The organism is Halalkalibacter okhensis (assembly GCF_000787375.1).
Classification (GTDB): Bacteria; Bacillota; Bacilli; order Bacillales; family Bacillaceae_D; genus Halalkalibacter; species Halalkalibacter okhensis.
Genome location: NZ_JRJU01000001.1, coordinates 16,318 through 35,854, shown reverse-complemented (window position 1 = coordinate 35,854; position 19,537 = coordinate 16,318). Strand labels below are relative to the sequence as shown.

Below are 19,537 nucleotides of genomic sequence, written 5' to 3'. Positions count from 1 at the left end.
AAGAGATAACGATGAGTATAGGTATACGCGGAGAGAACATAGATTAACGAAATATTTTTTGTTTGATTCGTTATCGATAAGGGTAAAGTATGTATACCTTCTATAATTTTCTTTGATTGACAACCATAATTATGTCATAATAAAATAGGTGAGAAAAAGAATATGTAAAGATTGTTACTGAGATTGTCAGGCAAGACTTAAAAAGTTATAGGGGTCCTTAGTTAGGGTATCTCTATGTTTTTTAAGTCTTTTTTTATTTTAAACGAAAGCTATTATAAAGGAGAATAAAAAATGTTAAAGAAATTATTTGGAATTGGAAAAAAAGATGCAGAGCCTGTTCAACCACAACAAGAGGTCATCATTGCCCCAATTACTGGAAAACTTATTTCGATTGAAGAAGTACCAGATCCGATGTTTGCTCAAAAAATGATGGGAGATGGTGTTGCTATTGAACCAACAGAGGGCAAGGCAGTGGCACCGGTAGCTGGAGAGATTGTACAAGTATTTCCAACGAAGCATGCTATTGGGTTAAAGACAAAAGGCGGGATTGAACTTTTATTACATATTGGTCTTGAAACCGTTAATATGAATGGCGAAGGATTTACTGCACATGTAAAAGAAGGAGATAAAGTTAATGTTGGTGATACATTAGTAGAGTTTGACTTAAACCTTATTACTGAGAAAGCAACAAGTACCATCACACCAGTTGTTATTACTAATATGGAAGCAGTGGCTAGCCTAGAAAAAGCAACAGCAACAGAGACAGTGGCAGGAGAAACGCCTCTTTTAACGCTGAAACTGTAATGATGTGGGGAGTTCGTACAAATGAGGATTAATAGGGTGCTAAATAACAATGTTGTTGTGGTAAAAGAAGGAGAAGAAGAAATCATTGTTATGGGTTCAGGTATAGCTTTTGGTAAAAGGAAAAATGACATAATCAGTTCTGATAAGATTGAGAAGGTCTTTGTTATGAAGGATAAACATGAATATGAAAAGTTCACTCAAATTATTGATCAACTACCGGAAGCACACATTGCCATAGCAGAAGAAATTATCACTTATGCGGAGAAGGAACTAAATACAAAATTAAACGAACATGTACATGTTGCATTAACTGATCACGTGTCGTTCGCTATTGAGAGGATTAAACAAGGGTTTCAATTAAAAAACAAATTGTTAAATGAAATTCGCGTTTTATATTCTGCAGAGTATGAAGTTGGTCTTTGGGCTCTTCAGTTGATTGACCAGAGGCTTGCTGTACGTTTACCACAGGATGAGGCGGGCCATATTGCTCTACACCTTCATACAGCTAAAATGAATGCACTGACAATGGATGAAACGATAAGCACAACAGTTGTTCTGAATGAGTTAATTGAAAAGATTGAACAGCTCCTTCATGTAAAAGTAGATGAAGATTCTATATCATATCAGCGGCTATTAACTCATTTGAATTTCGCACTCAGAAGAGTATCCGAAGGACAACCTTTTGATGATGTCGATTCCGATATGCATAAATTAGTGAAAGAAAAGCATAAGTCTGCTTATCATACAGCTACAGAGTTAGGACGTTATTTATCAGAAGCACATCAGTACGAACTACCTCCTTCTGAACTTGTCTATTTAACATTACACATTCAACGAATCGAACGTAATAAAAGTGATGAGGTGTCATAAGTGAAAGGAATTATTTGTTTAGGAGAAGCGTTAATTGATTTTATTCCCCTTGATCAAGAGAATATTTCATATCAAAAAAGTCCAGGTGGAGCCCCTGCCAATGTGGCAGTGGCTGTATCAAAGCTTGGGGCGAAGTCGAGTTTTTTGGGAAAAGTGGGAAATGATGTCTTAGGAAAATTTATGCAAGAGACGTTAGAGCAACATGGAGTGGATATTACAAATATGACGCTAACGGACGAGGCTCGAACAGGTGTCGTGTTCGTTACATTAGACAAGAACGGTGAGCGTAATTTCAGTTTTTATATCGATCCAAGTGCCGATCGTTTTTTAACAACGAATGACTTAAATGAATCAATATTTTCACAAAACAAAGTGTTACACTTCGGTTCGATTTCAATGATTAGTGAACCAAGTAAAACAGCAACGGTAGAGGCAGTGAAACGGGCGAAAGAAAGCGGTCTATTGATTTCTTATGATCCTAATCTCCGACTGAGCTTATGGTCTGGTGCAAAGCAAGCAAGAGAAACAATTCTATCCATGTTTGCCGAAGCTGATGTAGTCAAAATTTCTGAAGAAGAGCTGGAATTTTTAACAGGGGAAAAAGAGCTTGAAAAAGGAATTTCAAAGTTGTCATCTTATCACATTCCAGCCCTTATTGTTACATTTGGTGCAGAAGGAAGTTATGTTCATGTGAATGGAGATACAATCCATATTCCAGCTATGAAAGTAGAGACGATTGATACGACAGGTGCAGGTGATGCATTTGTCTCAGGTGTTCTTTATAACTTGAATGAAGAAGAAGGAGATGTACTGCAAATTTCAACTGAACGATGGAAGGAAATCTTAACGTTTGCATCCGTTTCAGGAGCGTTGGCAGCATCAACCCGTGGAGCTATGACCGCATTACCTTCAATGGCCGAAGTAAAAGAATATTTAACGAAAAAGCAATCATAGAAGAGCTTAAAGGATACTAAAAAGGGAAAACCACCTGTTTTAGTATCCTTTTTTCGTTTGTTAGATTTAGAGAAAACTAATGCAAAGCGCTTGTATAATCTTACCATTTCGTTATAATAAAATTAGTTTAAAGAATTGTGTGAATATTCCTACTAAAACACTTGACAAGAGAATATGGTTGATTAAGGAGGTGGGAATGAAGAGTTCATAACTACTTGATTATTTATGAAGTAACTCACTTTGAAAAAACGGAGATTTTCGAACATGGATGAAGAAAGCAAGGTGGTTGTACATGACTGAAACACAAGTAGAGAAATTTATTAATCAAATGGCTAATCAATATACGGTTCAGTTCAATGTATATCGAGGTGAAACTATTGGCGATATGCCGTTGGATTTCTATGCTGAGTTTCAAAGACGCGATGAAAAATATCTAATGTCTAAATCTGTAAAGGTATGGAGTGTTGAAACACAGCAGTATGCGTTCGTTAAACAAGCAGACAACCTGTCAAAGGAAAAGCTCCAACTTTTTGCTAACGTTTTAGATTCTCGTATTCCGTCGTTTGTCCCTGAAAAACAAGAGCATATGTCAACGTACTTTATCGGTGTGATCGTCACAAATGACTCTATTGGAGAGGAGCTGAAACGTTATGTACAACGAGCTAGAAAGCTTCGATTTCTAAAGTTTGGTTGGCATGGATGGGCTGATCGGTATCTTGCGATTGTTAGCATGAAAGATAAACGTGTTTACGTAAATCGAAAGGGAAAAGAGTTTGTTAAAACATTTGAAGAAGCTTTAATGAAGGGGGACGAAAGATCATGAACTTTATAACATTAATGATGATATGTGGAGTGATCCTTTTATTAGCTTACCGAATTTATGGAAGGTTTCTTGAGAAAGAATTAAAAGTAGATCCGAGCAGAACGACGCCAGCTGTTGAAGTCAATGATGGAGTTGAATACGTTCCTGCAAAAAAACCAGTCTTATTAGGTCATCACTTTGCAACAATTGCGGGTGGAGGACCAATTACCGGACCGATTGCTGCCGTGGTATTTGGGTGGTTGCCAGCGGTTATATGGATTATAGTAGGAAGTATCTTTGTAGGCGGAGTGCACGATTATACCTCTTTACAAGCATCAATTCGTCATAAAGCACAATCAATTGGAAGCGTTATCAAAGAGTATATGGGCGGTCGAGGCCAGATCTTATTCTTATCTTTTTCTATTGCCACACTAATCTTGATTGTTGGTGTATTCATGATATTAGTAGCGAATACATTTGTTGCGGTTCCTGAAGCTGCGACCGCATCGATCTTATTTTTAGGTGTTGCTATTATTTTTGGCTTCTTAGTCAACCAATTACGAATGAATCTAGCTGTGGCAAGTATATTAGGGGTTGCGGCTATGCTTATATCCATTTGGATTGGAATTCAATTTCCGATTCACTTAAGTGCATCCACGTGGTCTCTAATCCTTCTTGGATATGCATATGTTGCCTCTGTTATGCCAGTATGGCTCTTACTGCAACCGCGAGATTATTTGAATGCGTTTTTGTTATATGGGCTCATAATAGGAGCAGTTATCGGGATATTAATTGCTTCACCGGCGATGCAACTGCCAGCCTATACTGGTTTTAGACATGAAACGATGGGCTTTTTATTTCCTATTCTATTTATTACTATTGCTTGTGGGGCAATTTCAGGATTCCACTCACTTGTTTCCTCAGGTACGACAGCAAAGCAATTAGATAATGAAAAGAATGGAAAGTTTATCGCCTATGGAGCAATGTTACTTGAGGCATTTATGGCGATCATTACAATTGGTTCCGTGGCGTATTTAACACAAGCAGACTTTGCGGCGAGATTAGATGCCCTTGGGGGTCCTATTGGAACATTTGCAGCTGGGATTGGCTATTTTATGTCATTTTGGGGCATTCCAGAAGCAACAGCTGTGACATTTGCAGCATTAACGGCTTCAGCATTTTTATTAACGACGCTTGATTCAGCAACTCGCTTGATGAGATATGCCGTTCAAGAGATCTCTGAAAACCGCGCACCAAAGATGTTCCAAAACTCCCATGTGGCAACAACTACAGGATTAATAGGGGCTGCAGCACTTGCATTAACAGGTACGTGGGAACAGATTTGGCCATTGTTTGGCTCGGCTAATCAAATGCTTGGAGCGTTAGCATTACTAGCTGTTGTAGTCTGGCTGAAGAAAACAGGGGCCAGAACATTTTATGTTGTGATTCCAATGATATTTATGTTTATCGTTACGATTTCAGCACTTGGTGTATTAATGTATAACAATTTTATGGCTAGTAATTATTTCTTATTTTTCTCAGCTTTTGTATTATTTATTCTATGTGTTTTTCTTGCTATTGAAGGCTGGAGATCGCTGGCCGATGATAAATCAGATCGAACAGTAAAAATGTAAATCTTGAAAAAGGGTCTAGGTTACATGTTATAACCCCAAAAAAGAACGGTTGCCATTATAGGCAGCCGTTCTTTTTTACTAAAAGCTAAAGCGAGGAAAAACATATGGGCTTTCAGGTTGATCAATGACTTCAATTTCACGTAGTTGAATGAGAGGAATACGAAAATCATTGAACTCTGTCTGATCTAAAATTCCTGTCACTCGAACCCAAGTATCATTTTCAAATTGACTTGCTTCATTTGCTTCAACCATCGTTCCGTATACAGAAGCATCTGCCACACAGCATGTCATTCCGAAGCGAGCAACGACAAGCTGATTGTCTTCAAACTCAGGCTCACGATAAACAAATCCTACAATTTCAATTGGTTTTCCGATAAATTGGTCTAGTTGAAGATCTAACATCGTCATCATGTCTAAGTAATTCTCTTCAGTCACAATGATTTGACCTTCTTGAAGGACCTCTTCTGCTAGTTCCTCATAATATTGATTAAAACCTTCTTGAGTGTAATACTCATCAGCAGTTATATGATCTTCATCCGAAAGCTCAGAACCTGATTCAAGTTGATCAAGATATGCATCTGGATCATTTAGATAGGCTTCTGCTCGAGATGTGGATTCCTCTTTTTGTTGCTCAGCATTTGCTTGATCAGCTAAGATCCCTGAACCATATTGAATGCCACGGTTAGCAGCAACGGAACTATCTAGTAGTTTATCAGGAAGAACAAAACCGAGAATAATTGGTGCAACAAAGATGGAATAAATTACTAACTTAGTGACTGGCGAACCTGTTACATTGTGGTCAGTTCCACAATCACATAGTTCCTCTTCCTCCTGACCTTTGCTCGTACTTCGAATGATTTGAATGACTCCAAGAATTAAGAAAACGGCTGTTGCAAAATAAATAAATGGCATCATCGTTGGGGCAATATAATAGACGATATTACCTGTAATGATAAAGGCGAGCATGAGTAGTGCGAAGCCAATTAGAATAATGCCACGGATGTAAGCATGGAAACCTAAGTCTGATTTCTTCTCCATATGACTACTCCTTTCTTTAAATAATGGCAAGTAGTTGCAGGGCAACAACCGCAATAAAGACAATCGCTGTAACAACTCCAATAAAGACGAATACAAATTTCGCTTTAAAGAAAGCAAATAACATAATTGTATTTTTTAAATCGATCATCGGACCATATACTAAAAAGGCAATAAGAGACCCTGTTGTAAAGGTATTTCCAAATGATGCAGCAACGAATGCGTCTGCTTCAGAACATAATGATAGAAGAAAAGCAAAAGCCATCATCACAGCAGTGGAACTGTACTCATTGCTTCCAATGGCTTGTAAAAGGCTACGATCAAGAAAAGTTTGGAAAAGGGCGGCGATAAAAGCGCCTAAAATAAGAAATTTCCCCATTAAGAAAAATTCATCTGCAGCGTGATATAACGTTTGTTTGAAGCGATTCATCTTTCTTGGTGCAGTTGCTCCTGTTTCTAAAACGACTTGACGTCCAACAAGTTCTTCTTTTGTCCATTTTAATTGATCACGATTTTTGAAGACAACGTATAATATCCCTCCAATAATAATTGAAAGAACAAAAGCCAGTCCCATTCGTGCATAGAGCACGGTTAGATCGGTTCGAAAAGCAAAGAAGGTGGAAGCTGCAACGACCGGATTTAAAATAGGGGCAGCAACTAAAAAGACAACACCGACGTGTAAAGGCATGCCCTTCTTAATTAGTCTACGAACAATGGGAACAATTGCGCATTCACAAATTGGAAAAATGGCACCTAAAACGGCAGCAGGTAAAAGTGCTGCATATGCATTTTTCGGTAAATATCGATGAATGAGGTCTTCTTTTACATAGATTTGAATGAGTGCTGAGACAAAAACGCCAAGTAAAATAAAAGGAACAGCTTCAATTACTATTCCAAGGAAAATCGTGTTTACATTTAACCATGAATCGGGAACAGTAAAACCAGCACGTTCAGCTTTGAACGATTCAATATTAAAAAACAGAATTAAGAATATCAAAAGTAGTAAAAACCCTAAAAAGTCTTTTCCAAAAGAGAGGAAAAAATGTTTAAATTTATTCATCCAAAGTCTCCTTATTTTACTCTATGAAAGTTCTTTCGCTATTTTACCATAGATTGAGTGAATGAAGTGTGAAACTCGTTTTGTAAAAATGATGAAATGTTTGACAAAATTACAAAAAAATCGTTTTGAAATTATGGTAGCTTATAAGGAAATTTCCTGTTACACTACGATAGTTATCATAGTTAGAAAGTAGGTGGCATATATGCTTCAAGCGTTAATTATCTTTGTTGCACAATTAATTTATGTTCCTGTCTTAACACTTCGTACGATCACGATGGTAAAAGGCATGAAAGGAAAGGCATCTGCTTTAGGGACTCTTGAAGGAGTGATTTATGTAGGGGCAATTGCCATTGTCTTTAGTGATTTATCTAACTACTTAAATATGGCTGCTTATGCCATTGGATTTGGTGTTGGTTTATATATTGGTCAAATTATAGAGCAGAAATTAGCAATAGGTTATGTTTCAATTGAAGTGAATTTAATGAATAAAAATGAAGCCCTAACCAATCGACTTCGTGAAGTAGGATTTAGTGTGTCGACTGGAGAAGTGGAAGGGATGAATGAAGCTAAGCGTTATCGTTTAGATTGTACCGCACGAAGAGATCGTGAACAGGAGTTTATACAAATTGTCAGTTCCTATGAACCAAGTGCGTTTATTGTGTCCTATGAACCTCGTAACTTTAAAGGTGGTTATATTACAAAAGCGATGAAAAAAAGAAAAGAGAAATTCTTGAAAAGCAAAGAAAAAAGCAATGCTACGCTGTAATATGTTCAGGAACGACTACAGGATGAGTGTAGTCGTTTTTTCTATTTTATTTAAATAAGAACGTTTCCTATTTGTAACTGTGTGAATTGTATGCTATTTTTAAACTAAAAGGAGTGACATATGATGAGCCGAATTCCTGTTTATATATTGACCGGCTTTTTAGGAAGCGGGAAGACGACTGTTTTAAAGAAAATGGTACAAGAGATTAAAGATCAAGGTAAGGAACCTGCATTAATAATGAATGAACTCGGTTCTGAAAATGTGGAAAAGGAACTATTTGAAGGTGATGCAATGATTGAGCTCCTCAATGGTTGCATTTGTTGTACCATCCAAGATGATATGAGAATTGAGTTGACTCAATTTCTCAAACTAAATAAAGATATTGATGCTTTATTAATTGAAGGAACGGGCATTGCTAATCCTGCAGAGGTCGTTGAGTCTCTTACCCACCCGGATTTAATTGATCAAGTAAACATCCAAACGATTATTGGAATGGTAGATGCTAGCCGCTATTTGGAATATCAAAGCTTATTCCAAAGTTCAAAAGAAATTAGAATGATGCTGAAACAACAAATTGTTTCAAGTACCTTATTAGTTGTAAATAAAACCGATCTTATTGATAAGAAAAAACTAAATAAAGTAACTTCGAAATTAGAAGAACTTAAAATGGCTAATACTGAAATGGTCTTTTCTCAATATGGAGATGCCCCGATGGATACATTGTTTGAAAAACGCTTTTTAACAAAGACGGTTCCAGTTACTGATTATTCAAGCCATCATAAACACCACGATCATTCGCATCCGTTTCAGGCGATCAAACTTGAGGGGGTCGAGGTAATTGGTCAAAAAGAGTTTGAAAAATGGTTGAAAGAGCAAGGTCCGAATCTGCTAAGGGCAAAAGGCTATATTGTGTTTGAAGGTGAACAGCAAGTTTTTTCATTTCAATATGCGGCGAATCGACTTGACATTCAGCCTATTAAATCAGCAAAGAAAACATGTGTTATTTTAATAGGTACAAGCTTGGATCTGGAGCAAATTCGTCAGTCATTAAATGAGTATGTAAGACAAATCATTTGATTCTAGTTTCGGTTTGCTTCAAACTTGTCATTATCATCACCAAAAGAAGGGATCTTATGTACCCTTTTAAGTCCCTCGAAAAAGGAGTGTTCTATAGTGAGAGTGTTAGTTATAGGTGCTAACGGTCAGGTTGCACGTCAAACATTAACAAAGCTGAAAGAGGCTGGGCATACTCCCGTTGCAATGCTTCGTCATGCTAAACAAGAGACAGTTGCAAAAGAACATGGAGCAAAAGAAACAGTAGTAGCTGATTTAGAATCTAACTTTGATCACGCATTTAATGGGATTGAAGCAGTGATTTTTGCTGCTGGATCGGGAGGACATACTGGGGCAGATAAAACAATCTTAGTTGATCTTTGGGGGGCAATAAAGGCAATCGATACAGCAGAGCGACTAGGGGTCAAACGTTTTGTCATGCTAAGTTCTATGGGGACGGTCGATCCTGATAAAAGTGAGCGAATTCGTCATTATCTAGTTGCAAAGAAGTTAGCTGATGACCATCTGAAGCGTTCTAGTTTAGACTATACGATCGTTCGTCCAGGCAGTTTAACAAATGAACCAGCCAAGATGGACATCAAACTAGAAGAAGAAATTCAAGTTCGTGATAATACAATAACAAGAGAAGATGTAGCAATCGTCCTTGCAAAGACTGTGGACTTACATACTTCTTATGGAAAAACGTTTGAAATATTAAATGGCGATACACCTATCCAACAAGCATTAGAGCAATTATAGGAAAATTGAAGGGAGTGTATCAAAAGGTCAAATTCAGCCCTAAACTGTACCCTTTTGATACACCCCTTTTTTTTCATACATTTTATAGAATCGTGATATAATTCAATGTGACCGTTTATTGATATTTAAATCTGAAACTTGATTCAAGGTGTAGGGGGAATAAGATGAGCGCTATATTGGGATTAGCTCAAGAGATGTTTGTTTTATTAATGATTGGGCTAATAGGATTTGTGATGAGAAAGACGAATATTTTACCGAAAGAGTCTAATTTTGTCTTAACCCAAGTCGTTTTATATATTACTCTACCTTGTCTCATTATTTATTCAATGGACATTAAGATGTCGGTTGATTTGGCGCTGGATATATCGTGGTTAGTAGGTCTGTCTGTTTTTGCTTTACTCTGTACAACGTTAACAGGTTATTGTTTAAGAAAAAGAGCATCGTTACCTGAAAATAGAAAAGGGGTCTATGAAGCAGCAATCATTTTTGGGAACCAAGGGTTTATCGGATATGCCATTGCTTTTTTGTTGTTTGGCGAAATCGGTGTTTTGTATACAGCTTTTTTTATGATTTTTTTCTTGTTTTATGTCTGGACGTATGTTGTGTACGTTGTCGCAAGAGCTGGGCAGAAGATCTCGTGGAGACAGATTATACTTAATCCAGGTGTCATTGCTACATCAATCGGATTCCTTGTGATGGTTCTTCCTGTTCGTTTACCCTCTATACTTGGAGGAGTTCTTGAAGATATAGGGACAATGACATTGCCACTATCTATGATATTAATTGGTAGTTTATTAGCCAGGATAGGTGGGAAGCAGTTTAAACAATTAATAAAAAACCGCTACATTTGGTATGCTACAGGAGCAAAGTTACTGCTGCTCCCACTTTTTTTAATTCCTTTTTTATGGTTTCCTGTTTCCACAACGGTGATGGGAGTTGCAATCCTAGTAACGGCCACTCCAACTGCGCCAACTGTACCCATGTTTGCTCAGAAGTATAGTGGTGATGTAGAGTTTGCTACGTTTACAGTGGCAACAACAACCATTTTATGTGTGCTGACCATTCCACTTTTTTACGCTTTAATTTTGTTTGTTCGATAAAGTACTACTAGAGCTGGTCCTGTTTCACATCGTCAAAAAAGCCGCATTTGCGGCTTTTTATAATTCAATAATCATGCTGTTGTCTAGGAAGAAATAAACAAAGATTGCTGCTACAAAGCAATATATCGCAAAGTAAATAAGTTTGCTTTTCTTTAAGAAGTCAATTAGCCAAACAATTCCAAGCCAAGAAAAAATGAAAGTAGCAATAAAAGAAACAACTAATGCAGGAATTCCCACTTCTGCAACCATCGCTCCGTCAGTAAAGTCTCCGATTGCTAAAACACTTGACCCAAGAATGACAGGAATAGATAGTAAGAAGGAATAACGAACAGCTGTATCGCGATTTAATCCAGCAAATAAAGCCGTAACAAGTGTTGCACCAGAACGAGAAATGCCTGGGAACACGGCTAGCGTTTGGCCAAGCCCTACAAAAATGGAATCTTTGAATGTCATCTGTTCTTCTGTACGGTCGCCATATCGAACGAATCGTTCAATAATAATAAGGAAAAGTCCCGTTACAGCTAAAGCGATGGCAATAAAAGGCGGAGTTTTCATGGAAGCCCCAATAAAATCCTCAAGCACTAGTCCAAGTACCCCTGTTATAAGCGTTGCAACAATGATGTAGATTCCAAAGAGGAATTGTGTCCGGTTGTCTTTTGAACGGTTGATCACGTAACCGATGAATCCAAATATAACAACCATAATGTCTTTTCGAAAATAAATCATAACAGCAAGAATTGAAGCAAAATGAAGGTATATTTCAAACCCAAATCCTGGGAATTGATACCCTAATAATAGTTGTGTTATGACGATATGTGCAGTACTAGAAATTGGTAAAAACTCTGTAATGCCTTGAACAATTCCAAATATTAAAGCCTCAATAATTGACATGAATTCAATCCGTCCTTTCTAATATGTGAGCCGCTAACCTTATTATTCTAACAAACTTATCATTTTCAGGGAAGATTCATTTTGTACATGACAAGTTTTTATTTATAGCTCCTTTACTTGCGTTTTCAAGAAGTACCTCTCTATAATACGAAGTAGAAAGTAACGATGGTATAGGGGAGACGAATAAATGAAACGTAGAGTTACGATTGCTGTATTAAGTCTAGTAGCCCTCTTGATTATTGGAATCGTCTTTTTTCAAGAGCGTCAGGAAATTGGTAATGAACCCGGTATGATTGCCGAGAATTTCTCACTTCCCATGCACACGCAAGCCCAAGGTGAATTATGGGATTATCGAGATGATGTGATCATTTTAAATATGTGGGCTTCATGGTGTGAACCTTGCCGTGATGAGATGCCTGATTTAATGGATTTACAGGCTGATTATGAGGAGCAAGGCTTACATGTTGTAACGGTGAACATGCAAAAAACAGAACGGACATTACAGGATGCCCCAGATTTTATTGATGAAGTTGGAATCACATTACCTGTTTTCTTTGATGTAGATGGTGAAGTTGCCGATCGCTATAAAATATTTGCCATGCCTATGACATATATAATAGATAGAGAAGGTGTGATAAAACATGTCATTCGTGGTGAAGTCGATTATGAAGGGCTTGAATCTTTGATTATCCCTATGTTGTAGAGGAGCCACCTCATCTTATGACTATATCCAATCGTTTTTTTGGCAACACTAATGAAAGGTAGTTTGTTTAACCTAATAAGCCACTAGTAAGGCGTGAGCGTATGTATAAAGAATTAAAAGCGAAAGTTCTGGATATTTGTTTTGAAGATCAGTCCATTCAAAAATTAATCACAGATAATGGAAGCAAAAAAGCGATTTTATATAAGTCATTCACAGCACGAGCAGAGGTCGGAAGTCAGATTCTTATTAATACAACAGCAACTGACTTAAGGTTAGGGACTGGTGGGTGGGATATTGTCAGGTCCCACCTAAATAACGAACAGTGGCACTCAAATGATGGGAAAGGCCATATCATGAAAGCTCGTTATACGCCTATTCAACATAGTGTTGCAGCTGTTGAAGCGCAAGAAAGTGATTTTCATCCATTTTTTAAGAAACCCTTTACCTTAGAGGGAAGTCCTGTTTGGCTGGCAGAATTACATAGTATGGTCCCTTTGTTTTATTATGCATCACAACGAATGACCCCTGGAGTTAAATGCTGTGTTGTTTTTGATGATCAAGCCTCGTTACCTTTAATGATGAGCGACCAATTACGGCATCTGAAAGAGCAAGAACACTTTTATTCAATTAGTGTTGGTCAAGCATTTGGTGCTCAGTATGAAGCGATTACGGTTGCCTCAGCTTTGCAATTCGCTAAGCAAGTACTGAAGGCAGAGATCATTTTAATATCAGTTGGACCAGGGGTCGTTGGAACAGGAACGCGATATGGTTTTACGGGAATGGCTTTATCACATTGGTCTCATACGGTGAGTGCCCTAAACGGGACCCCTATCTGGATTCCTAGATTGTCGTTTGCTGATGAGCGATCACGTCACAGTGGCATTAGCCATCATACATTAACACCATTATGTGAATTTACATTTAAGCCTGCAATCTTGCCACTACCTTATCTAAACACTTATGAGCGTCAGAAAGTTTGTGAACAACTAGAATCATATCAGCCTTTTCAAACCAATCACCATGTGTATCATGCAAAAGAGGATCTTGTTTCATTACTAGTGGAGCAAGTTGTAAATCATTCTACCTTGCCCATTCTGACAATGGGACGTAAATATGAAGATGATCCAGTTTTTTTCTGCGCAGTTGCTGAAGCGCTCAGAGTAGGTTTAGAGTTAGAGGAATGAACAGTATCAATCCATTGTTCCAATGTATCAAAGGAGTTCTGCATTTGTTTTAATTTTGCTTGAATCTCCCATGCTTTTCCAGCCATAATGACACCTTTGTTATGAATGTACACTTTCATCTAGGCTCGTCCTTTCGAGTAGAGTATGATACACGTCTATGAAGGAGAATGTAGAAAAAGAACAGGAAATTATACGATTTGGAGGAGAAAATGAATCATTTATATGAGAAGACAGTAAAAACTACGGAGATCTTTAAAGGGAAAGTAATTGACTTAGAAGTACAAGAAGTAGAGCTACCAAATGGAAAAATGAGTTCTCGTGAAATAGTCAAACACCCAGGAGCTGTAGCGGTGTTGCCGATTACAAAGGAAGGGAAAATTGTACTTGTTAGGCAGTACCGAAAAGCTTTAGGGAAAACAATTGTAGAGATACCTGCAGGGAAGCTAGAAAAGGAAGAGAATCCACTTGATTCTGCCGCAAGAGAGCTAGAAGAAGAAACTGGTTACAAAACCGATAAACTAGATTTCCTACTATCTTTTTATACGTCGCCGGGCTTTGCAGATGAGCTAATTTATCTTTATATGACTGATAAGCTTGAAAAAGGAACGACAAATATGGATGAGGATGAATTTTTAGATCTACTAGAGGTCAGCCTTGAAGAGGCAGAACAAATGGTTAAGGATCAAACGATTCATGATGCAAAAACAGCCTATGCGATTTTATATTTGCGGATGAAAGCGGGTTTTGGTTCATGATAGAGTTACGAGATTATTTAGCAGATTTACATATTCACATTGGTAGAACTCGTTTGGGAGCAGCGGTTAAAATAACTGCTGCTCCTTCTTTAACAATGAATGCCATCATTCAATTTGCAACAGCGACAAAAGGGGTTGATATGGTAGGAGTCATTGATTGTCATGTCAAAGAAGTTATCCGGGAATTAGAGGAGAAAATTGAAAATGGGGAAGCATTTCAATTAGAGGATGGTGGGGTGCAGTTTCCTGGAGTAACATTGCTACTAGGAACGGAGCTTGAGTTATACGATGAAAGCTGCAAAGGTCCGATTCATGTGCTTGCCTTCATGCCTACAATTGAAAAAATGAAAGAGTTTAGCGAGTGGTTAGCTGATAGAATGACGAATGCCAGTCTAAGCTCGCAACGTATTTATGAAAATGCAAAGATTGTCCAATTAAAAGTCCGAGAACTACATGGGCTGTTTATTCCTGCACATGTGTTTACTCCTTTCAAAAGCTTATATGGAAAAGGAGTGACATCGAGCTTAACGGAAGTATTTGACCCAAAGTTAATAGATGCTATTGAGCTTGGCTTGAGTAGTGACACGAATCTGGCTGATCAAATAGAAGAGCTACATGCTTACCCATATATAACCAATTCCGATGCGCATTCATTAGAAAAAATTGCACGAGAGTATCAGATAATTAAAATGAAACATCCATCATTTCAAGAATTCAAGCTTGCCTTACAAAATAAAGAAGGAAGGCAAATTAGTAGCAATTTCGGTTTAAATCCCCTACTAGGCAAGTATTATCGAACAATTTGTGCAAAATGTTCAGGTCAAATAGAAGATAAAGAATGTCCGAATTGTCAAACCCAAAAAATAGTGAAAGGTGTTTTTGATCGGATACTAGAGTTACGATCAGCTAATGAAAAAGAGATAGAACGTCCGCCATATATCCATCAAGTACCATTGCAATTTATACCGAAGTTAGGAAAACAAACGTTGAAGAAACTTAGACAACAATTTGGAACAGATATGTCAATTATCCATTCTGTTTCTAGGGAGGAATTGGTGCGGGTGGTTTCAGAACCTATTGCACAGTCGATTATTGCAGCAAGGGAGGGGACTCTCTCCATTGATGCTGGTGGTGGAGGTGTTTACGGGAAAGTTGCACAAAAAAAGATGATCAAAGAGTAACCTTTTTCAGTGGTCTCCCTTTTGGAGATAGTTTCTATTGAAATGTTAGAGCTTACTCGTATTTGATAAAAATCTATAGAAACATCATTGTCATAGATTTGCTTTTTATCTCATAGAGTGAAGTAAGAGCAAAAGAGGAGGTCTTGGCATGATGAAGTACGGTTTCCGTGAAATGATAGCTGCCCATTTAGAAGAGAACCGAACGATCTATGTGTTTACCATTGTTTTGTTTTTAATAGGGATCGTTTTTGGAGCCATTGTTGTTAATAGCTTGAGCTTAACGCAAAAGCATGACCTATATACTTATTTGAACCAGTTTTTTGGACATGTTCAACAAGGGGAATTGGCACAGTCATCTGCTTTGTTTAGTCAGAGCTTTGCTCATTATGCAAAGTACTTTGGGCTTATGTGGATTTTGGGCTTGTCCATTATTGGGTTGCCCGTTATCCTTGTATTGCTTTTTTTAAAAGGAGTTGTTGTTGGATTTACAGTGGGGTTTTTAGTGAATCAAATGGGCATGTCGGGTTTCTTTTTAGCATTTGTATCGATCATGCCTCAAAATTTCATCCTCGTGCCTGCATTTATTATTGTTGGGACAGCGAGTATTTCATTTTGTTTGAAAATGGTTCGTCAGCAATTTATGAAGCGTACGAATGTGCCGATTTTTCCGCAATTTCTTAAATATTCACTTCTTATTTTATGTGTAGGATCTGCGCTTGCTTTTGCTTCTGCGTTTGAGGCGTATGTATCACCTGTATTAATGAAGTGGGTGATTGAATCAATGGTGTGATAATAATTATTATTTAATAGTTATTATATCTCTATAAATAATAATCATTATCGATTGACACTGTTTTTTTGAATGACTATAATAAAAGGAGGGAAAATGCGCGAGGGGAGGCATAACGAATGGAGAAAAGACTCGAACGTATTAAAAAGCATCTGCACTCACAAAGTTATAAGCTTACACCACAAAGGGAAGCAACAGTTCGTGTTCTACTTGAACATGAAGAGGATCATTTAAGTGCAGAGGACGTTTACCTCCTCGTAAAAGAAAAATCACCAGAGATTGGACTAGCTACAGTATATCGGACGTTGGAGTTACTGGCTGAATTAAAAATAGTCGATAAAATAAATTTTGGAGATGGTGTATCTCGTTTTGATTTAAGGCAAGAAGGGGCAGCTCACTTTCACCACCATCTTGTATGTATTGAATGTGGAGCTGTTGATGAGATACAAGAAGATTTATTAGGTGATGTCGAAGAGGTTGTTGAACGAGATTGGAACTTTAAAATAAAAGATCATCGTTTAACATTTCATGGGATCTGTCATCGATGCCATGATAAAGAAAAAGTAGAAGAAAAATAACAAAGCATAAAGCACCCTCAGGTTCTTGAATCTTGGGGGTGCTTTTAAATATGTACACCATTAAACGTAAACCCATTTTATTTCCTATTATGAATGATTTATAGGTATATTCCATATGGTTTTTGGCATAGCTTGTAAAAAGGGGAATCGTACAAGAAGTCATATGCGGAGGTATGTCCCATGAGATCTTGGTTTCGTTTAGTCATTCAAACAATAAAAGTGTTTCTCTTATTTATGGGATGCACACTTCTCTTTTATTATGGTATTCTATGGGTGAGTCAAGAATATGAGAGTTATCATCGCTATGATGAGCCGCAAGGAAAAGCTGTGAAGGTTTTCCAGATGGAACAGAACGGAGGAAATTCTGTTTCGTGGATTGACAGGCTTATACTGTTCTATCGAGAAGGTGAATAAGCGGGGGCTCTTAATGTAAGGTGATTAAGATGGAAGAGGAAAGAAAAAAGTTTCTACAATACATACACCTAGAACGTGGGCTGGCAAACAATACAGTTCAATCTTATGAGCGTGATTTGAAACAGTACGAGCTCTATGTTACGAAAATCGCAAAGAAAAAGAGCATTCATGATATTGATCAATCTATGATTGTAGAATATTTGCATTTTCTAAAAGAGCAAGGTCGTGCCGGTACAACCATTGCTAGAACCGTTGCATCAATTAGGGCATTCCATCAATTTATGTTGCGAGAAAAAATGTCGAGTTCTGATCCATCCGTTCATCTTGAAATTCCAAAACGGTCCAAAAAATTGCCACAAATTTTATCTTTGCAAGAAGTTGAATCTTTGCTTAATGCTCCTTCAGGAAGCGATATGTTCTCCATCCGGAATAAAGCGATGTTAGAAACGTTATATGCAACGGGCATGCGTGTGTCAGAGTTAATGAATTTAACAGTCACAAATACCCATTTAGCAATGGGGTTTGTTAGATGTATTGGCAAGGCCGAAAAAGAGAGAATCATTCCCCTTGGACAGGAAGCTTCGAAGGCTTTGGAAAAGTATCTTGAAACCAGTCGTCGAAACCTTATGAAACAAAAGGAGCATGACGTATTATTTGTTAATCATTTAGGAAACCCATTATCGAGGCAGGGTTTTTGGAAGGTATTGAAGCAACTTGCAGTGGCTGCATCCATTAATAAGCCGTTAACACCTCATACATTGAGGCATTCGTTTGCTAGTCACTTGCTTGCAAATGGCGCTGATATCAGGGCAGTTCAAGAGATGCTGGGGCATGTGGACATCTCGACGACCCAAATTTATACACAGGTAACAAAAGCGAGAATGAAAGATATCTATGCTCAGTATCATCCAAGAGCATAGAATTTTTATGTGTACAGAGGTCAGACTTCTGACGACTTCACTTCATTCAAGTTGACTCTATAATAGGGCATAGTATGTAGTAAAAGGAGGAATTTAGTAGTGAGTAATTATCGTTATGATCGAGTATTTTTAATTGTCATGGACTCTGTTGGAATTGGCGAGGCTCCAGATGCAGCTGAGTTTGGAGATGTAGGATCTCATACACTAGGGCATATTGCTGAAAAAATGAATGGGTTAGCTATGCCAAATATGGCGGCCCTTGGGCTAAGTCATATTCGGCCAATTCAAGGGATTGATAAAGTAGACCGTCCACTAGGACATTACGGGATCATGCAAGAGGCATCAAGTGGAAAAGATACGATGACAGGCCATTGGGAGCTAATGGGCTTACATATTAAAGAGCCTTTTCAGGTTTTTCCAGATGGGTTCCCACAAGAACTAGTTGAAGAATTAGAGCGTCAATGGGGAAGGAAAATGATTGGAAATAAAGTGGCTTCAGGTACAGAAATTTTGGATGAACTTGGAGAAGAGCATGTAAAAACGGGTCATTTAATTGTCTACACTTCTGCCGATTCCGTTTTACAAATAGCGGCACATGAAGATATCGTTCCAATTGAGGAGTTATACGATATTTGTGAAAAAGCACGGAAGATCACTCTGGATCCAAAGTATATGATTGGACGTGTAATCGCGAGGCCATTTGTCGGGAAAGAGGGTGTGTGGAAGCGAACATCTAACCGTCATGATTATGCATTAAAGCCTTTTGAACGAACGGTTATGAATGAGCTGGCTGACAACGGAATTGATTCAATAGCGCTTGGGAAGATTTCTGATATTTATGACGGCGAAGGAGTAACTGAAGCAGTTCGAACGGTATCAAATGATGATGGTATGGAGAAGCTGCTTGAGGCGATTCGTAAGCCATTTTCGGGTCTCTGTTTTTTAAATTTAGTAGATTTTGATGCCGTATATGGCCATCGCCGTGATCCAATTGGCTATGGAAAAGCGCTCGAACAATTTGATCGACAACTTAAGCAGGTAATAAAGGAACTGAAAGAGAATGACTTATTAATCATTACTGCTGACCATGGCAATGATCCGACCCATCATGGGACAGATCATACGAGAGAATATGTACCATTGATTGTCTATAACAAGAATCAAATGGATGCAAAAGATCTTGGTGTGCGTACAACATTTGCAGATGTAGGTGCAACCATTGCTGATAATTTTAATGTTCCCCTTCCAAAGAAAGGGGTAAGCTTTTTAGAAGAACTTTAAATA

22 protein-coding genes are annotated in these 19,537 nt (G+C 37.9%); 18 read left to right on the top strand and 4 right to left on the bottom strand.

From position 1 onward, the window contains the following. Positions 1-291: 291 nt before the first annotated feature. The 5 genes from LQ50_RS00185 (at position 292) to LQ50_RS00165 (ending at position 5,064) form a co-directional block, all read left to right on the top strand. Positions 292-804, top strand: coding sequence for a PTS sugar transporter subunit IIA (locus tag LQ50_RS00185; protein WP_034624854.1), 513 nt, complete (start codon positions 292-294; stop codon positions 802-804). Positions 805-825: 21 nt separating this feature from the next. Next, the gene (gene licT, locus LQ50_RS00180; protein WP_034624852.1) at positions 826-1,674 is read left to right on the top strand and encodes a BglG family transcription antiterminator LicT; all 849 of its coding nucleotides are present in this window, start codon (positions 826-828) and stop codon (positions 1,672-1,674) included. Continuing rightward, the gene (locus tag LQ50_RS00175; protein WP_034624850.1) at positions 1,675-2,628 is read left to right on the top strand and encodes a carbohydrate kinase family protein; all 954 of its coding nucleotides are present in this window, start codon (positions 1,675-1,677) and stop codon (positions 2,626-2,628) included. It abuts the gene before it with no gap. Between the two features lie 292 nt (positions 2,629-2,920). Then, on the top strand, positions 2,921-3,451 hold the full coding sequence (locus tag LQ50_RS00170) for a DUF8052 family protein (RefSeq protein ID WP_034624848.1): 531 nt from the start codon (positions 2,921-2,923) through the stop codon (positions 3,449-3,451). Then, positions 3,448-5,064 carry a carbon starvation CstA family protein gene (locus tag LQ50_RS00165; RefSeq protein ID WP_034624846.1) on the top strand — a complete coding sequence of 539 codons (1,617 nt, stop codon included), beginning with the start codon at positions 3,448-3,450 and terminating at the stop codon, positions 5,062-5,064. The genes LQ50_RS00170 and LQ50_RS00165 overlap by 4 nt, the downstream gene beginning before the upstream one ends. Positions 5,065-5,142: 78 nt before the next feature. Here the strand turns inward: LQ50_RS00165 and LQ50_RS00160 are convergent, their stop codons facing one another. Both LQ50_RS00160 and LQ50_RS00155 read right to left on the bottom strand, forming a co-directional pair. Then, a complete protein-coding gene (locus LQ50_RS00160) occupies positions 5,143-6,102 on the bottom strand; it encodes a TIGR03943 family putative permease subunit (RefSeq protein ID WP_034624844.1) in 960 nt (319 codons plus the stop codon). A gap of 16 nt (positions 6,103-6,118) precedes the next feature. Beyond that, positions 6,119-7,159, bottom strand: coding sequence for a permease (locus LQ50_RS00155; RefSeq protein ID WP_034624843.1), 1,041 nt, complete (start codon positions 7,157-7,159; stop codon positions 6,119-6,121). Between the two features lie 202 nt (positions 7,160-7,361). On the opposite strand from LQ50_RS00155, the gene LQ50_RS00150 reads away from it, so the two are divergent. The 4 genes from LQ50_RS00150 (at position 7,362) to LQ50_RS00135 (ending at position 10,837) form a co-directional block, all read left to right on the top strand. After that, positions 7,362-7,925, top strand: coding sequence for a DUF2179 domain-containing protein (locus LQ50_RS00150; RefSeq protein WP_034624841.1), 564 nt, complete (start codon positions 7,362-7,364; stop codon positions 7,923-7,925). 123 nt (positions 7,926-8,048) lie between these two features. Then, positions 8,049-9,002 (top strand): CobW family GTP-binding protein, encoded by a 954-nt coding sequence (locus LQ50_RS00145; protein WP_034624838.1) that lies wholly within the window; start codon positions 8,049-8,051, stop codon positions 9,000-9,002. A 96-nt stretch (positions 9,003-9,098) separates the two neighbouring features. Next, the gene (locus LQ50_RS00140; protein WP_034624837.1) at positions 9,099-9,737 is read left to right on the top strand and encodes an SDR family oxidoreductase; all 639 of its coding nucleotides are present in this window, start codon (positions 9,099-9,101) and stop codon (positions 9,735-9,737) included. 164 nt (positions 9,738-9,901) lie between these two features. After that, complete coding sequence (locus tag LQ50_RS00135; protein WP_034624835.1) at positions 9,902-10,837, top strand: AEC family transporter; 936 nt, start codon at positions 9,902-9,904, stop codon at positions 10,835-10,837. A gap of 57 nt (positions 10,838-10,894) precedes the next feature. On the opposite strand, the gene uppP is transcribed toward LQ50_RS00135, so the two are convergent. Continuing rightward, complete coding sequence (gene uppP / locus LQ50_RS00130; protein WP_034624833.1) at positions 10,895-11,728, bottom strand: undecaprenyl-diphosphatase UppP; 834 nt, start codon at positions 11,726-11,728, stop codon at positions 10,895-10,897. 187 nt (positions 11,729-11,915) lie between these two features. On the opposite strand from uppP, the gene LQ50_RS00125 reads away from it, so the two are divergent. Continuing rightward, entirely contained in the window at positions 11,916-12,431 is a 516-nt protein-coding gene (locus LQ50_RS00125; RefSeq protein ID WP_034624831.1) for a TlpA disulfide reductase family protein, read from the top strand. Between the two features lie 101 nt (positions 12,432-12,532). After that, positions 12,533-13,615: a DUF3866 family protein gene (locus LQ50_RS00120; protein ID WP_034624829.1), complete on the top strand. Its 1,083-nt coding sequence runs from the start codon at positions 12,533-12,535 to the stop codon at positions 13,613-13,615. On the opposite strand, the gene mciZ is transcribed toward LQ50_RS00120, so the two are convergent. Further along, positions 13,507-13,734, bottom strand: coding sequence for a Z-ring formation inhibitor MciZ (gene mciZ, locus LQ50_RS26170; RefSeq protein WP_084138565.1), 228 nt, complete (start codon positions 13,732-13,734; stop codon positions 13,507-13,509). The genes LQ50_RS00120 and mciZ overlap by 109 nt on opposite strands. Positions 13,735-13,824: 90 nt before the next feature. Between mciZ and LQ50_RS00115 the strand changes: the two genes are divergently transcribed. From LQ50_RS00115 to deoB, 7 genes are all read left to right on the top strand, one after another. Continuing rightward, complete coding sequence (locus tag LQ50_RS00115; protein ID WP_034624827.1) at positions 13,825-14,370, top strand: NUDIX hydrolase; 546 nt, start codon at positions 13,825-13,827, stop codon at positions 14,368-14,370. Then, complete coding sequence (locus LQ50_RS00110) at positions 14,367-15,551, top strand: endonuclease Q family protein (RefSeq protein WP_034624826.1); 1,185 nt, start codon at positions 14,367-14,369, stop codon at positions 15,549-15,551. Before LQ50_RS00115 ends, LQ50_RS00110 begins: the two co-directional genes overlap by 4 nt. A gap of 148 nt (positions 15,552-15,699) precedes the next feature. After that, on the top strand, positions 15,700-16,341 hold the full coding sequence (gene spoIIM / locus LQ50_RS00105; RefSeq protein ID WP_034624825.1) for a stage II sporulation protein M: 642 nt from the start codon (positions 15,700-15,702) through the stop codon (positions 16,339-16,341). A gap of 119 nt (positions 16,342-16,460) precedes the next feature. Beyond that, complete coding sequence (gene fur / locus LQ50_RS00100) at positions 16,461-16,919, top strand: ferric iron uptake transcriptional regulator (protein ID WP_034624823.1); 459 nt, start codon at positions 16,461-16,463, stop codon at positions 16,917-16,919. A 180-nt stretch (positions 16,920-17,099) separates the two neighbouring features. Then, positions 17,100-17,333, top strand: coding sequence for a YqzK family protein (locus tag LQ50_RS00095; RefSeq protein WP_034624822.1), 234 nt, complete (start codon positions 17,100-17,102; stop codon positions 17,331-17,333). A 29-nt stretch (positions 17,334-17,362) separates the two neighbouring features. Then, positions 17,363-18,253: a site-specific tyrosine recombinase XerD gene (xerD, locus tag LQ50_RS00090; RefSeq protein WP_034624821.1), complete on the top strand. Its 891-nt coding sequence runs from the start codon at positions 17,363-17,365 to the stop codon at positions 18,251-18,253. 99 nt (positions 18,254-18,352) lie between these two features. Further along, the gene (deoB, locus tag LQ50_RS00085) at positions 18,353-19,534 is read left to right on the top strand and encodes a phosphopentomutase (protein ID WP_034624819.1); all 1,182 of its coding nucleotides are present in this window, start codon (positions 18,353-18,355) and stop codon (positions 19,532-19,534) included. Positions 19,535-19,537 lie beyond the last annotated feature (3 nt).

Excerpts from the sequence above, each read along its gene's own strand:
- LQ50_RS00160 (WP_034624844.1), bottom strand. The coding sequence starts at position 6,102 with ATGGAGAAGAAATCAGACTTAGGTTTCCATGCTTACATCCGTGGCATT.
- LQ50_RS00135 (WP_034624835.1), top strand. The coding sequence starts at position 9,902 with ATGAGCGCTATATTGGGATTAGCTCAAGAGATGTTTGTTTTATTAATG.
- LQ50_RS00120 (WP_034624829.1), top strand. The coding sequence starts at position 12,533 with ATGTATAAAGAATTAAAAGCGAAAGTTCTGGATATTTGTTTTGAAGAT.
- licT (WP_034624852.1), top strand. The coding sequence starts at position 826 with ATGAGGATTAATAGGGTGCTAAATAACAATGTTGTTGTGGTAAAAGAA.
- spoIIM (WP_034624825.1), top strand. The coding sequence starts at position 15,700 with ATGATGAAGTACGGTTTCCGTGAAATGATAGCTGCCCATTTAGAAGAG.
- LQ50_RS00125 (WP_034624831.1), top strand. The coding sequence starts at position 11,916 with ATGAAACGTAGAGTTACGATTGCTGTATTAAGTCTAGTAGCCCTCTTG.
- LQ50_RS00165 (WP_034624846.1), top strand. The coding sequence starts at position 3,448 with ATGAACTTTATAACATTAATGATGATATGTGGAGTGATCCTTTTATTA.
- LQ50_RS00115 (WP_034624827.1), top strand. The coding sequence starts at position 13,825 with ATGAATCATTTATATGAGAAGACAGTAAAAACTACGGAGATCTTTAAA.
- uppP (WP_034624833.1), bottom strand. The coding sequence starts at position 11,728 with ATGTCAATTATTGAGGCTTTAATATTTGGAATTGTTCAAGGCATTACA.
- fur (WP_034624823.1), top strand. The coding sequence starts at position 16,461 with ATGGAGAAAAGACTCGAACGTATTAAAAAGCATCTGCACTCACAAAGT.
- LQ50_RS00170 (WP_034624848.1), top strand. The coding sequence starts at position 2,921 with ATGACTGAAACACAAGTAGAGAAATTTATTAATCAAATGGCTAATCAA.
- xerD (WP_034624821.1), top strand. The coding sequence starts at position 17,363 with ATGGAAGAGGAAAGAAAAAAGTTTCTACAATACATACACCTAGAACGT.
- mciZ (WP_084138565.1), bottom strand. The coding sequence starts at position 13,734 with ATGAAAGTGTACATTCATAACAAAGGTGTCATTATGGCTGGAAAAGCA.
- LQ50_RS00150 (WP_034624841.1), top strand. The coding sequence starts at position 7,362 with ATGCTTCAAGCGTTAATTATCTTTGTTGCACAATTAATTTATGTTCCT.
- LQ50_RS00110 (WP_034624826.1), top strand. The coding sequence starts at position 14,367 with ATGATAGAGTTACGAGATTATTTAGCAGATTTACATATTCACATTGGT.
- LQ50_RS00095 (WP_034624822.1), top strand. The coding sequence starts at position 17,100 with ATGAGATCTTGGTTTCGTTTAGTCATTCAAACAATAAAAGTGTTTCTC.
- LQ50_RS00145 (WP_034624838.1), top strand. The coding sequence starts at position 8,049 with ATGAGCCGAATTCCTGTTTATATATTGACCGGCTTTTTAGGAAGCGGG.
- LQ50_RS00155 (WP_034624843.1), bottom strand. The coding sequence starts at position 7,159 with ATGAATAAATTTAAACATTTTTTCCTCTCTTTTGGAAAAGACTTTTTA.
- LQ50_RS00185 (WP_034624854.1), top strand. The coding sequence starts at position 292 with ATGTTAAAGAAATTATTTGGAATTGGAAAAAAAGATGCAGAGCCTGTT.